Here is a 13104-nt window from a genome sequence, read left to right on the forward strand (position 1 = left end):
GTCATGACTCAGTTCTTCACCCATGTGCTCGCGCTGGCGCCCCTGCTCATCCTTTGCGCCACCATCGTGACCGTGATGCTGGCAATCGCGGTACGCCGGCATCATTTCACCGCGGCCACGCTGACCGTGATCGGCTTGAACGCGGCGCTGCTGTCGCTGATCGGCGTGCTGCAGGTCACCCCGATCCAGGTCACGCCGCTGTTCATCATCGACGACTTCTCGGTGCTGTTCGGCGCCATAGTGCTTGTCGCCTCGCTGGCGTGTACGACGCTGGCCCATGCCTATCTCGAAACGCTTCCGGACCGGCGCGAAGAGTTCTATCTGCTACTGCTGTGCTCGGCCGGCGGCGCACTGGCGCTGATCGCAAGCCGGCATTTCGCCTCGCTGTTCATTGGCCTTGAACTGCTGTCGGTCCCGCTTTACGGCATGGTCGCCTATGCCTACCGGGATCGTATTTCGCTAGAAGCCGGCCTGAAGTACATGGTGCTCTCGGGCGCGGCGTCCGCCTTCCTGCTGTTCGGCATGGCGCTGCTCTACGCGGCCTCCGGCTCGCTCGAATATGTGGGCCTGGTCGACGGCATGGCCAACGGCGGCGCGCACCAGTCGTGGGTTCTGATCGGCGTCGGCATGATGGTCGTCGCACTCGCGTTCAAGCTGTCGCTCGTGCCGTTCCATGTCTGGACGCCGGACGTCTACGAAGGCGCGCCCGGCCCCGTCTCGGCGTTCCTAGCCACGGTGAGCAAGGTCGCGGTCTTCGCCCTGCTGCTGCGTTTCTTCACCCTCGCCGCACCGGCCGCCAACGACTGGCTGCTGACCTTGATGGGCGTGATCGCGTTCGCCTCGATGATGATCGGCAACCTGCTCGCCCTGCGACAGCGCAACGTCAAGCGTCTGCTCGGCTATTCCTCGATCGCGCATCTGGGCTATCTGATGACCGCCATCGTCGCCGGCGGCGATCTGGGCACCGAAGCCGTCGGCGTGTATCTCGCGACTTATGTCGCCACCACGCTCGGCGCCTTCGGTGTGGTCACGCTCGTTTCCAGCCCCTATTCAGGCACCGACGCCGGCGCACTGCATCACTATCGCGGCCTGTTCTGGCGTCGGCCGTATCTGGCCGCGGTGTTCACGGTGATGATGCTGTCGCTGGCCGGCATCCCCATGACCGCCGGCTTTCTCGGCAAGTTCTACGTGATCGCGGTTTCCGTCGAATCCGGCCTGTGGTGGCTGGCGGGCGGCATCGTGGCCGGCAGTGCCATCGGCCTGTACTACTACCTGCGCATGATGGTCATCATGTTCCTCGACGAGCCGGGCGAAAGCCGGCGCGACGCGGTTTCCGGCTGGGGCCAGCAGTCCGGCGGCATCATGGTGCTGCTGCTTGCCGCCGCTGTCGCCTTCTTCGGAATCTACCCGCAACCGCTGATTGCGCTGGTCAACGCAGCCGGCATGGCCAGCGGCTAGAGGGGGTGTCGCGTCGAGCTGACCCAAGCCGGGTCAGTCGACAATCACCCCCGGGTTGAGCCGGTTGTCGGGATCGAGCGCGGCCTTGATAGCACGCATCATGTCCCGCTCGACCGGTTGCTTGTAGCGCGAAAGCGCCTCGACCTTAAGCCGGCCAATGCCGTGCTCGGCCGCGATCGAACCGCCCATCTCGGCCACGATATCGTGCACCACGGTGTGGGCCGTCTCCGATTGCGCGAGAAACGTCTCATCGTCGGCGCCTGCCGGTTTCGACAGATTGAAATGCAGATTGCCGTCGCCGACGTGGCCGAACGGGCACGGCCGCACGCCCGGCAGCGCCTCTCGCACCGCCGGTAGCGCTCGCGCAAGAAACATCGGCAACTTCGAGATCGGCAGCGAGATGTCGTGTTTGATCGATGCCCCTTCGGCCACTTGTGCGGGCGGCAGCGACTCACGCAGATGCCACAGGGCCGCCGCGCGCTCGTCGTCATGCGCAATGACCACGTCTGAGAGCAGCCCGTCGCGCCGTGCATGCTCGACCACCTGGGCCATTACTTCGTGCAGCCAATGGCCCTGTGCCGAGCTGGCCAGATCCACAAGCAGATACCAGTCGTGATCCACCTCGAACGGCTCGTGGCAGCCCTCGATATGCGTGCAGGCCAGCGACACCGCCTGTCGCGACATCAGTTCGCAACCGGTGAGATTGTGCCCGGACGCTGCAATCAGGCGTCGCTGCAAGGCGACTGCCTGCTCCGGCGCGTCGAGCGCGAACAGCGCCGTGACCTGCTGCACGACAGGGTCGTATAGCTTGAACACCGCCGCGGTGACCACGCCGAGCGCACCCTCGCTGCCGACGAACAGGTCGTTGAGGTCGAAACCGCTGTTGTCTTTTCGCAGTCCGCTCAGGTTATGCCAGACCCGCCCATCGGCCAGCACGACTTCCAGGCCGAGCACCAGATCGCGGGTATTTCCGTAGCGAACGACATTCAGCCCGCCGGCATTGGTGGCGAGATTGCCACCGATCCGGCACCGGTCGCGCGAAGCCAGGGTGAGCGGGAAATACAGGCCCGCATCGGCCGCGGCCTGCTGTGCGTCGGCGAGCGTACAGCCGGCCTCGACGGTCATCGTCGCGTTATCGGCATCGATTTCGCGCACCCGGTCCATGCGTTCGAGATTCACGATCACATGCCGGCGCGCGTCGCTTGCCGCCGACCCGCCGACCAGTCCGGTATTGCCGGACTGGGCCACCACGGCACAATCGAAGTCGGCACAGCTCTGCACCAGCGCTGCGACCTCGCCGGTATTGCCAGGTCGGACGACAGCGAGCGCCACCGGCTGGAAGGCGCGCCGCCATTCGGTCAGATAGGGTTTCGCTCGATCCCCGCGCAATACCTGGTTGGCGCCGACTATCTTTTCGAGTGCGGCGATAATCTGTTCGGCCATAGGCTCAATCGCCGAGCAAATCGCTCAGCGCCGGCTGCAATGTCTTGAATTCAAAATTGAAACCCGCGCGCTCGAGTGCGTCTGGAATGGCCCGCTGGCCGGTGAGCAGAAGATGTGCCATCTCGCCCACCATCAGTTTCAGCATCGGCCCGGGCACCCAGGCCAGCTTGGGCCGGTGCAAGACGCGCGCAAGCGTCGTCGTGAACTCGCGGTTCGAAACGGGCCGTGGCGCGGTGAGATTGAAGGCACCGCTGCATTCAGGGTTTTCGGCTAGGAAACGGATCGCCGCCACCTCGTCGCGAATATGAATCCACGGCATGAACTGGTGGCCGTTGCCGAAGTGGCCGCCAAGCCCGAACCGAAACGGTGTAATCATCTTGGCCAGCGCGCCCTCGTCGGCGCCGAGAACGATACCGGTACGGATACGGCATACCCGCACGCCCTGCGCCTCGGCCCGGCGTGCCGCCTGCTCCCAGGCTACGCACAGTTCCGACTGGAACTCGTCGCCCGGCGGCTCGCGCTCGTCGAGCACGTCATCGCCGCGCGCGCCGTAGTAGCCGACCGCCGACCCGCTGACCAGTACCTGTGGCTGATTTGGCCAGTTGTCGATGACTTCGGTTAGCTCGCGGGTGATCCGGAGCCGGCTTTCGCGCATTTCGCGCTTGCGCGACTCGGTCCAGCGCCCGTCCGCGAGGTTCTCGCCCGCGAGATTGATCACCACATCGGCCGGCTGGGCGACCTTGAGGGCCGCCACCGGCATCGCGCCTTCCGGCAACACTCGCGCCGCGGCGGCGGTATCCCGCGTGACCACTTCCACTGACCAGCCGTCGGTCAGCAGCGACGTGCACAGGTGTCGGCCGACAAAACCGGTGCCGCCTGTGATCAACGCCTTGTTCATCGAACACCTCATCACCTGTTGAAGCCGATTCCGGTCATCGCGATCCGGCGTATCCAGCCTATGCCGCTATCGCTTGCGCTGCCAGCGATTTCGTTAACTCGTATCTGGATACGCAAGCGCCGCCCGGCGCGTTGCGAAAAGCGCCGCGCCGACGCTTGCAAAAGATCGAGAGATGACGTTAGCTGTGCGGGTGCCGCGGCGGTAGCTCAGTTGGTAGAGCGCGACCCTCCCACGGTCGAGGTCGCGAGTTCGAATCTCGTCCGCCGCTCCACAGTCCCTTCTTAGAACACGCCCGAGGCGCGTGCCATGGCCGTCTTTACGGCCGCTCGAACAGCAGCGATTCGCGCTCCAACGCGCCGACCAGTCGACGCGCCAGACGATCGGCCTGCTTCCGAGTCGACATACCGCGTTTTGCCTGGGATTCCGTTGCAAAGCGTGCGACCACTTCCTGCCGTGCGTTATCCAGCAGGCTGATTTCATAGGCGGGCTGGCCGTGGGCAAGTGAGGCCCGTTCCGGACTTTGGGTGTCGGCCACATTGATCAGCAGCGTGGCCTGCGCACCACTACGCCGGCTTGCCGCATGACGGCTGGCGGCGTCCTGCTCGCGGGTCGGCGGTGCCGCCGACAGCATCGTCTCGCAGGCATGGCCGGCTTTGAAAAGCCGAGTGCAGACTGCATCCTCGAAGGCCGCACGCAGTGCCAGATCCTCGAACGCCGCATAGGCGAGAAAGCCGTCATAGCGTGCGTCACGATGCGCCGGATCGACGAAGTCGTAAACCGGCGTGCTTGCACAACCCGCGAGCATACTGGCGCCGACCAAGGCGAGCGAGACGGAGGGGAAACGAGACCGTCGAGGCATCGGGGAAGCGCTGGGCAAATACGGCCTCAGAGGTTATCCGGCGTGATCACTGCCAACAACTGTCGGGCCGCGACCTGGTCGCCGGGGGCACAACCGAGGCTTTCAATCACGCCGTCGATATCGGCAGTGATCGAGAACTCCATCTTCATCGCTTCCAGCACCAGCAGGATGTCGCCGGCAACAACGCGGTCACCGACGGCCACATCGACACGCTGAATGCGCCCGTCCATGCGTGCATCGATTCGCCCGTCCCCGCCGCCAGCAGACCGATCGGGCGGACAGCGCAGGACGTCGGTATAAACCGCAGTGCGCCCCGCGGCCGACAGCCACACCGCATTGTCGCGACACAACACGTCCGCGCGACGCGCCACGCCGTTCAGGGTGTAGTCGAGTCTCGTGCCCCGCCGCCGTCCGAGTTCGAGCGCGATCCACACCTCGTCGACACAGACCTCGTACCGTCTGCCCGCGCCGCGCAGACGCAGTTCATGGCGCTCGCCCGCCTGCTCCAGCGTCAACGGAGTTTCGTTGCTATTGGCGCTACGCCAGTCGAGCAGTTCGGGCGCGAGCCCGGCGCGGCCGGCGATTTCAGCCGTGCCGTGCGCATGCAGAGCCGCTGCGGCGAGCGCGCGGTGTTCTGCGGTCGGCGCTTGGGCCGCCGTGGCATCCGCCATATGGTCGCCAACGAAACCGATATTCGCCTCGCCCGCGACGAACACGGGGTGGCCCAGAATCCGGGCCAGAAAATCGCGATTGTTGGTCGGCCCGAACAACAGCGTATCCGCCACCGCCGCGACGAGGCGCCGGCGCGCGATCTCCCGCGTCTCGCCCCAGGCGATGATCTTGCCCGCCATGGAATCGTAGTGCGGCGTGATCGTCTGGCCTTCGAACAGGCCGTGGTCGACCCGCACGCCCGGCCCGCTCGGCGCCCGCCATGCCCGCACGAGACCGGTCTGCGGCATGAAATCCTCGGCGACATCCTCCAGGCACAGGCGCACTTCGATCGCGTGGCCATCGAACTGCACGTCGCTCTGGGTCAAGGTCAGCCGCTCGCCGGCCGCGATACGCAGCTGCCAGGCGACGAGGTCTAGGCCCGTGATCATCTCCGTGACTGGATGCTCGACCTGAAGCCGGGTATTCATCTCCATGAAGTAGAAGTCGCCGGTCGCATCGAGCAGGAATTCCACCGTGCCCGCGCCGCGATAGCCGATGGCGGCAGCGGCATCGACGGCCGCCTGACCCATACGCGCACGCAGCGTCTCGTCCACGGCCGGGGACGGCGCTTCTTCCACGACCTTCTGGTGCCGACGCTGCACCGAACAGTCGCGCTCGCCCAGATGGATGACGTGGCCGTGGTGATCGGCGAGCACCTGAATCTCGACGTGACGCGCGCCCAGCACGGCTTTTTCCAGGATCAGCTCGTCCGAGCCGAAGGCGTTACTCGCTTCCGAGCGCGCGCCCTTGATCGCCTCGGCCAGATCCGCTTCGCGCTGGACCAGCCGCATCCCACGACCGCCGCCGCCAGCCGAAGCCTTGACCATGAGCGGAAAACCGATGCGCTTGCCCTCGACGATCAACGTCTCGTCGGACTGATCCGCGCCTCCATAGCCGGGCACGCAAGGTACGCCGGCCGCGATCATGCGCTGCTTGGCTTCACGCTTGCGGCCCATGAGTTCGATGGCCTCGGCGCCGGGTCCGACGAACACCAGCCCGGCCGCTTCCACGGCACGCGCGAAGTCGGCGTTCTCGGCGAGAAAACCGTAGCCGGGATGAATCGCCTGGGCGCCGCTTGCACGCGCTGCCGCGATCAGCCGCTCGATCGACAGATAGGAGTCGGCCGCCGGTGCGCCGCCGATCGCGACCGCCGAGTCGGCTTCGCACACATGCAAGGCTTCGGTGTCGGCGGCGGAATAGACGGCCACGCTCTGGCATCCGACCGCTCGCGCGCCACGCACGATACGCACCGCGATCTCGCCGCGATTGGCGACGAGTACACGGTCGAAAGGTGTCATCACCGAGCCTCGGGAATCAGTCATGTGTCGAACTCTATGGATACATCGCAGCGCGACGGCAGCAGAACAGGCGGGCGGCTCATTGGTCGCTGACCCAGGACGGCGGGCGTTTCTCTGTGAAGGCGCGAGTGCCTTCACGGCCCTCGTCGCCGGTCAGACAGTCGGCGAAGCGTTCGGCGGCCGTGTCGAGCAGTTCGGGCGTAGGCGCGACACCGAGCGCGCCGAGAATCTGTTTGGTGGCCGCATTCGCGCCGGGCGCGCAGGCACGAATGTCGGCCAGTACGGATTCGAGGCGCGACGCGGCATCATCCGCATCGTCTGCCAGCTCATGGGCCACGCCCAGTCGATAGGCCTCGGCGCCGTCGAAGCGCAGCCCGCACATGGCGATACGGCGCGCCTGCGTCAGCCCGATACGCGCGACCACGAACGGCAGGATCTGGGCAGCCGGCAGTCCGAGGCGTGTTTCGGGCATGCCCATCTTCGCGTCGCGGGTGACGACCGCGATATCGGAGACGCACAACAGGCCGAAGCCGCCGCCGAGCGCCGCGCCCTGGGCCACCACGGCCACCGCCTGCGGTGCGCTGTCGATCCGGGCTAGCACCTCGCCAAAACGACGATTGAAAGCGACCACGCGCGAACGGGCCTCGGCCCCGCTATCACCGGCAATCGATTTCAGATCCGCGCCGGCACAGAAATGCCGCCCCCGGCCTTGCAGAACGAGCGCGCGCACGCTGCGATCGTCGCGGATCGCTTCGACCGTTGCCGCGAGCTCCTCGACCATTTCGCCGTTGAGCGCGTTCGAGACATCGGGCCGATCGAGCGTGACCCGGAGCACGCCGTCGGCCAGATCAAGTGCGAGGTGACGGGTTTGCGGTAACGACATCAGACCATCTCCGGATGAATGCGCGGCGCCGCCAGGAATGAATATGACCGGCGGCCGACGCGCTGCGTGTCGACATGCGCTGTCATCAGAAACGCGCCACGCCAAAGCTGTTGGCCGAGAGATCGCGGCGACGTGCTTCGCGGCAAATCGACAGCGTGAACGCCAGCACGCGGCGACTGTCGCGCGGGTCGATCAGGCCGTCGTCGAACAGCCGCGCGCTGCCGTAGAAGGCATGGGCCTGTTCCTCGAACTTGGCAGTGATCCCGGCATGCATCTTCTCGATCATGCCCTCCGGCACCGGCTCGCCGCGGGCCGCATATTTGCCTTCGGTGACGATACGCATCACCCCGGCCGCCTGCTCGCCGCCCATGACCGCGGTGCGCGAATTGGGCCAGGCAAAGATGAAATCCGGGTCGAACCCGCGTCCGCACATGCCGTAGTTGCCGGCGCCGAAGGAGCCGCCGATTACCAGCGTGATCTTGGGCACATGCGCATTGGCCACGGCCTGAATCATCTTAGAGCCGTGCTTGACCATGCCGCCCTGCTCGGCGTCCTTGCCGACCATGTAGCCGGTGATGTTCTGCAGGAAAACGAGCGGCGTATCGGACTGGCAGCACAGCTGGATGAACTGGGCGGCCTTGTTCGCACCTTTCGTGGTGATCGGCCCGTTGTTGCCGAGAAAGCCCACCGTGCGCCCCTCGATGGCCGCATGGCCGCAGACCAGCTGGGCATCGAAATCGGCCTTGAACTCGTCGAAGTCGGAGCCGTCGACGAGCCGGGCGATGACCTCGCGGCAATCGTAAGGCTTGCGGTGGTCGTCGCCGACAATGCCGCAGAGTTGGTCGATATCGTGATGCGGCGTATCGAAAGCCGGCAGCGCGGAGATCTGCTGCCGGGCGTTCCAGTCCAGCCGGGCGACCACCTCGCGTGCCTGGCGGATACCGTCGGCATCGTCCGCGGCCAGGTATTCGCAGGTGCCGGCCGTGCCGGCATGCATGTCCGCGCCGCCGAGTTCCTCGTCGTCGGCGATCTCGCCCGTTGCGGCCTTGAGCAGCGGCGGGCCGGCGAGAAATACCTTCGCGCGCCCGCGCACCATGATCACGTAGTCGGACAGCCCCGGCATATAGGCGCCGCCCGCGGTGGACGAGCCGTGCACAACGGTGATCTGCGGCACGCCCTGGGCCGATAGCCGCGCCTGATTCGCGAAGGTACGCCCGCCCGGCACGAACATCTCGTCCTGATAAAGCAGATTGGCGCCGCCGGATTCGATCAGTGACAAGACGGGCAATTTCTGCAGGCGCGCGATCTCCTGGATCCGCAGCGTCTTCTGCACGCCCCAGGGCGTCATCGTGCCGCCCTTGATGGCGCTGTTGGAGGCATTGATCATGCAGCGCACGCCGGACACATAGCCGATGCCGCAGATGCTGTTGCCACCGGCGAGCGAGCCGTCGCTGTCGTCGTGACAGCCGTAGCCACAAAGCGTGGACAGTTCCAGAAACGGCGAGCCGCGATCGAGCAGCAGATTGACCCGATCGCGCGGCAGCAGTTGCTCGCGCTCGCGAAAACGCGCGGCCTTGCTCTGCTCGGTGGCGTGAACGCTGGCCTCGATCTCGCGTAGCGCCTCGACGGCGCCGAGCATGCCCTCGCGGTTGTGCTTGTAGGTATCGGAGTTCGGCTCGACCGTTGTAGGCAGGATGGCCACGACGACTACCCGCGCTGGCCGGGCAGAATGCCCATGGTCTTGCAGATGATGCCGAGCATGACTTCGTCCGCACCGCCGCCGATCGAAACCAGCCGCGTATCGCGATAGGCACGCGAGACCTCGGCTTCCCACATATAGCCCTGCCCGCCCCAGTACTGCAGGCAGGCGTCGCTGACTTCGCGCACCAGCCGGCCGGTCTTGAGCTTGGCCATGGACGCCAGCTGCAGCACGCCGCTGTCGTTTGGATCGGCGATATAGCGTTCGCAGCAGCGATAGACCAACGACCGCAACGCCTCGATCTCGGTCTGCAGCTCGGCGAGCCGGAAATGCACGACCTGATTGTGGAGAATCGGCGTGCCGAAGGTCTGGCGGTCCGACGTGTATTCGATGGTGCGCTGGACGATGTTCTCCAGGCCCTTGAGCGCCGAAGCCGCGGCGAAGATGCGCTCTTCCTGGAACTGCTGCATCTGCATGGTGAAGCCCATACCTTCCTCACCGATCAGGTTGCGCCGCGGCACGCGCACGTCGTCGAAGAACAGCTGGGCTGTGTCGGACGACCACATGCCGAGCTTGTGCAGTTTGCGCGCCCGCTCCACACCGGGCGTATCCAGCGGTACCACGATCAGCGACTTGTTCTTGTGCGCCGGGCCGTCCGAGGTGTTGGCCAGCAGGCAGATCCAGTCGGCCTTCATGCCGTTGGTGATCCACATCTTGGAGCCGTTGATGACGTAGTCGTCGCCGTCCTTGGTCGCCGTGGTCTTGAGTTGGGCGACGTCGGAGCCGGCCTGCGGCTCGGACACGCCGATCGCGGCGACCTGCTCGCCGGCGATCGCGGGGGCCAGGAATTCGCGCCGCAGTTCGTCGCTGCCATAGCGCGCCAGCGCGGGCGTGGCCATGTCGGTCTGTACGCCGATCGCCATCGGCACACCGCCGCATTTGATCCGGCCTAGCTCTTCGGCCGCCACCATCGCATAGGAATAGTCGAGCCCCATGCCGCCATACGCTTCGGGCTTGTGAATGCCGAGCAACCCGAGATCGCCCATCTGGCGAAACAACTGGTGCGACGGGAACTGCTGATCGGCCTCCCAGGCGTCGACGTGCGGATTGATCTCCTTGTCGACGAAGCGGGCAACGGTATCGCGCAGAGATTCGTGTTCGGGGGTGAACTGCATGGTCGGGTCTCGTTTAGGCGAGCCGGGCCGCGAGCGCGGCCGGTACGGGAATCGGGAAATTGAGCAGCATCTGGCCCAGGCATTTGCCCTGCGGATCCGCACGCAGCGAGGCGATGCCGCCGCCACCGAGCACGCGCGTGAGCAGGAAATTCATCGACGCGCTGCCGGGCAGCTCCCAGTGCACGACTTCGCCGTCCAGGAAATGTTCGAAATAGGCCGCGACGGCCGCGTCGGTGAGTGCCGCGCGCAGGTAAGGCAGATAGGCCGGATCGCGGGCGATGACACCGATATTGGCGGCGTCGCCCTTGTCGCCGCTGCGCGCGAGCGCCAAGCGCACGAGCGGCACGGCCACCGCGTCCGTATCCGCTTGCCAGACGTCGGTTCCGATCGTGTCCGACAGCGTCTGCGGCTCGAATCCGCCGTCGGTTGCGACTGGCACGGCACGCGCGACCGACTGCATCTCGACCGTTACCGGCACCTCGGCCTTGGGCACGAAGCACGAGTACAGGCGGATCACCGGGCTCACGCTCGGGCGGCCACCGAAAAACCCGGTCAGTCCCGGCGCCATGCCGGTCGCGGCTTCGGCGATCTCGCGGGTGAACAGTTCCAGTGCTTCACGCTTTTCGTGACGCACCGCGATCTTGGCCACCACTTCCCGGGTTGCGACCGCACCGGCTTGGGCCTGGGCGCCGTACATGGCTTCCGAGCCGAGCGCGTCGATCTCACGGGCCGCGAACGGCGCGAGCCCGGCGTCCGCGAACAACCGCTCGCAACGTGCGAGGATCGAGTCCGCGATGCAGTGCGCCTTGGCGGCCGCATCGATACCGCCGACCACGAACAGCGCGGTACAGCGATAGCCGTCCATATAAGTTGCCGATATCTTGTAGTCGGCATTCGGCGCGCGCCCGGTCGCGCCACACACCGAGACGCGATCGTCGCCGACCTGCTCGAGACGAACCCGGGTGAAGTCACAGGCCACATCTGGCAGCAGATAGGCGCGCGGATCGCCGATCTCGTAAAGCATCTGCTCGCCCACGGTGTGGGGGCTGACCAGCCCGCCCGTGTTCGCCGGTTTCGTCACGACGAAATCGCCGCTGGCCTCCACTTCGACGATCGGATAACCCATGTCGGCATAGCCGTCGGCCACGAGATGCCAGTCGGTGAAATTGCCGCCGGTACACTGGCAACCGCATTCGATGATGTGCCCGGCCAAGCTGCCCTGGGCGAGCCGGTCGTAGTCGTCCCACGCCCAGCCGAATTCATGCACCAGCGGCGCGAGCGCGACCGCGCTGTCCACGCAGCGACCGGTGATCACGATATCGGCGCCATCGGCGAGCGCCGCCACGATGCCCGGCGCGCCGAGATAGGCATTCATGCTGACCGGACGACCCGGCATCGGCCCTTCGCCGGGCGATGGCGTGATCGATGACGCCAGCCGTTCACGGCCAACCATGAGATCGTCGCCGGTCACGATCGCGATATTGAACTCGACGCCGGCGGCCGCGGCAGCCTCGGCCAGCGCGTCGCGACAGGCGGCCGGGTTGATGCCGCCGGCATTGCTGATCACGCGAATGCCGCGCGCCTTGATCTCACCCAGCACCGGCGCGAGCGCATGGCTGACGAAATCCTCTGCATAGCCCGCGTTCGGATCGCGCCGACGCTTGGCGGCGAGAATCGACATGGTGATCTCCGACAGATAGTCGAAGACCAGATAGTCGAGATCGCCGCGCTCGACGAGTTGGGTGGCGGCCGCGTTGCTGTCGCCCCAGAAGGCGGATGCGCAGCCGATACGAATCGAATCCACGGCGATCAATACTCCTTGTCCAGATGCCCGGCGCCCGGATATCGCAGCAACGAGCGCGCTGCGAATCCGGCACCCAAAGGCCGTTCGATCAGAGACTGCGACGCGGTATTTCTTAAGTCAAGTGGAGTGACTCACCTTAGACGCTTATAAGCTAGACTGGAGACCTCATCGACACTGCACCCGCTCATGCCCAGCGCCAGTCCCGCGGCGGCCTACCACCGCCAGATCTCGGAAGAAAAACGCGACGCGATTCTCGACGCGGCGCTTGAGTGTTTTCTCGATCGCGGGTTTACCGGCACCAGCCTGAGCCGTATCGCGCGGGCCGCCGACGTATCGACAGCGACGCTGTACCGACACTTTCCGAGCAAGGACGAGCTGTTTGCCCAGATCATCGAGCGGCCTTTTCTGGATGTCTCCCCGGAATCGCTTGTCGATTTGCCGGCAGGCAAGCCGCGTGAAGTGCTGCACGAGATCGCGGACCACTACGCCCGACTGATTCTGACGCCTCATTTTCATCCGCTCGTGCGCGCGCTTATCGCCGAAGCGCTGCGACTGCCGGAGATGGGGCATGCCCTCGAGCAGCGCGGCCACGGTCCGTTCCTTGCGGCGGTGAAATCCTATATCGAACGTGAACACGCGCTCGGCACGCTCGCTGTCCCCGAAGCAGGCCTTGCCGCAGAACAGTTCCTGGGCATGATCTCCAGCGTGGTGTTCTGGCCACGCATGCTCAACGACGAACGCCGGCCGTCCGAAGCCAAGGTGCAGCGCACCTGCGACGAAGCGGTGGCCACTTTCCTGGCGCGTTACGCCATCGGTTGAAGCCCTCGGCCTTCCGCGCCAGCATGGCTTACGCGGAACCCGAACACCTCGGCGCAC

Annotated in this window: 10 protein-coding genes and 1 tRNA gene; 3 read left to right on the forward strand and 8 right to left on the reverse strand. The window is 65.7% G+C overall.

Translation table 11 applies throughout. The features are described from left to right. Positions 1 to 3 precede the first annotated feature (3 nt). Entirely contained in the window at positions 4 to 1458 is a 1455-nt protein-coding gene (nuoN, locus tag SADO_RS04205) for an NADH-quinone oxidoreductase subunit NuoN (protein ID WP_353109478.1), read from the forward strand. A gap of 33 nt (positions 1459 to 1491) precedes the next feature. Here nuoN and SADO_RS04210 read toward each other — a convergent pair whose 3' ends face one another. Next, positions 1492 to 2901 (reverse strand): FAD-binding oxidoreductase, encoded by a 1410-nt coding sequence (locus tag SADO_RS04210; RefSeq protein WP_353109480.1) that lies wholly within the window; start codon positions 2899 to 2901, stop codon positions 1492 to 1494. Between the two features lie 4 nt (positions 2902 to 2905). Continuing rightward, positions 2906 to 3799: a TIGR01777 family oxidoreductase gene (locus SADO_RS04215; RefSeq protein ID WP_353109481.1), complete on the reverse strand. Its 894-nt coding sequence runs from the start codon at positions 3797 to 3799 to the stop codon at positions 2906 to 2908. Between the two features lie 195 nt (positions 3800 to 3994). Here SADO_RS04215 and SADO_RS04220 point away from each other — a divergent pair. Then, positions 3995 to 4070 (forward strand) — tRNA-Gly (locus SADO_RS04220). A gap of 45 nt (positions 4071 to 4115) precedes the next feature. On the opposite strand, the gene SADO_RS04225 is transcribed toward SADO_RS04220, so the two are convergent. From SADO_RS04225 to SADO_RS04250, 6 genes are all read right to left on the reverse strand, one after another. Then, positions 4116 to 4658, reverse strand: a complete 543-nt coding sequence (locus tag SADO_RS04225; RefSeq protein ID WP_353109482.1) for a hypothetical protein — start codon at positions 4656 to 4658, stop codon at positions 4116 to 4118. Positions 4659 to 4684: 26 nt separating this feature from the next. After that, positions 4685 to 6691, reverse strand: a complete 2007-nt coding sequence (locus SADO_RS04230; protein ID WP_353109483.1) for an acetyl/propionyl/methylcrotonyl-CoA carboxylase subunit alpha — start codon at positions 6689 to 6691, stop codon at positions 4685 to 4687. 55 nt (positions 6692 to 6746) lie between these two features. Continuing rightward, on the reverse strand, positions 6747 to 7553 hold the full coding sequence (locus SADO_RS04235; RefSeq protein ID WP_353110080.1) for an enoyl-CoA hydratase-related protein: 807 nt from the start codon (positions 7551 to 7553) through the stop codon (positions 6747 to 6749). A gap of 82 nt (positions 7554 to 7635) precedes the next feature. Further along, complete coding sequence (locus tag SADO_RS04240; protein WP_353109485.1) at positions 7636 to 9252, reverse strand: acyl-CoA carboxylase subunit beta; 1617 nt, start codon at positions 9250 to 9252, stop codon at positions 7636 to 7638. Positions 9253 to 9257: 5 nt separating this feature from the next. Next, positions 9258 to 10424: an acyl-CoA dehydrogenase family protein gene (locus SADO_RS04245; RefSeq protein WP_353109487.1), complete on the reverse strand. Its 1167-nt coding sequence runs from the start codon at positions 10422 to 10424 to the stop codon at positions 9258 to 9260. 13 nt (positions 10425 to 10437) lie between these two features. Further along, positions 10438 to 12228, reverse strand: coding sequence for an acyclic terpene utilization AtuA family protein (locus SADO_RS04250; RefSeq protein ID WP_353109489.1), 1791 nt, complete (start codon positions 12226 to 12228; stop codon positions 10438 to 10440). A 186-nt stretch (positions 12229 to 12414) separates the two neighbouring features. Between SADO_RS04250 and SADO_RS04255 the strand changes: the two genes are divergently transcribed. Continuing rightward, a complete protein-coding gene (locus SADO_RS04255) occupies positions 12415 to 13047 on the forward strand; it encodes a TetR/AcrR family transcriptional regulator (RefSeq protein WP_353109491.1) in 633 nt (210 codons plus the stop codon). Positions 13048 to 13104 lie beyond the last annotated feature (57 nt).

The sequence above is a fragment of the Salinisphaera dokdonensis CL-ES53 genome (assembly GCF_040361215.1).
Classification (GTDB): Bacteria; Pseudomonadota; Gammaproteobacteria; order Nevskiales; family Salinisphaeraceae; genus Salinisphaera; species Salinisphaera dokdonensis.

What these genes read in the sequence shown, in the direction of transcription:
- SADO_RS04245 (WP_353109487.1), bottom strand. Translation starts at nt 10,424, where the DNA reads ATGCAGTTCACCCCCGAACACGAATCTCTGCGCGATACCGTTGCCCGC.
- nuoN (WP_353109478.1), top strand. Translation starts at nt 4, where the DNA reads ATGACTCAGTTCTTCACCCATGTGCTCGCGCTGGCGCCCCTGCTCATC.
- SADO_RS04230 (WP_353109483.1), bottom strand. Translation starts at nt 6,691, where the DNA reads ATGACTGATTCCCGAGGCTCGGTGATGACACCTTTCGACCGTGTACTC.
- SADO_RS04210 (WP_353109480.1), bottom strand. Translation starts at nt 2,901, where the DNA reads ATGGCCGAACAGATTATCGCCGCACTCGAAAAGATAGTCGGCGCCAAC.
- SADO_RS04215 (WP_353109481.1), bottom strand. Translation starts at nt 3,799, where the DNA reads ATGAACAAGGCGTTGATCACAGGCGGCACCGGTTTTGTCGGCCGACAC.
- SADO_RS04255 (WP_353109491.1), top strand. Translation starts at nt 12,415, where the DNA reads ATGCCCAGCGCCAGTCCCGCGGCGGCCTACCACCGCCAGATCTCGGAA.
- SADO_RS04225 (WP_353109482.1), bottom strand. Translation starts at nt 4,658, where the DNA reads ATGCCTCGACGGTCTCGTTTCCCCTCCGTCTCGCTCGCCTTGGTCGGC.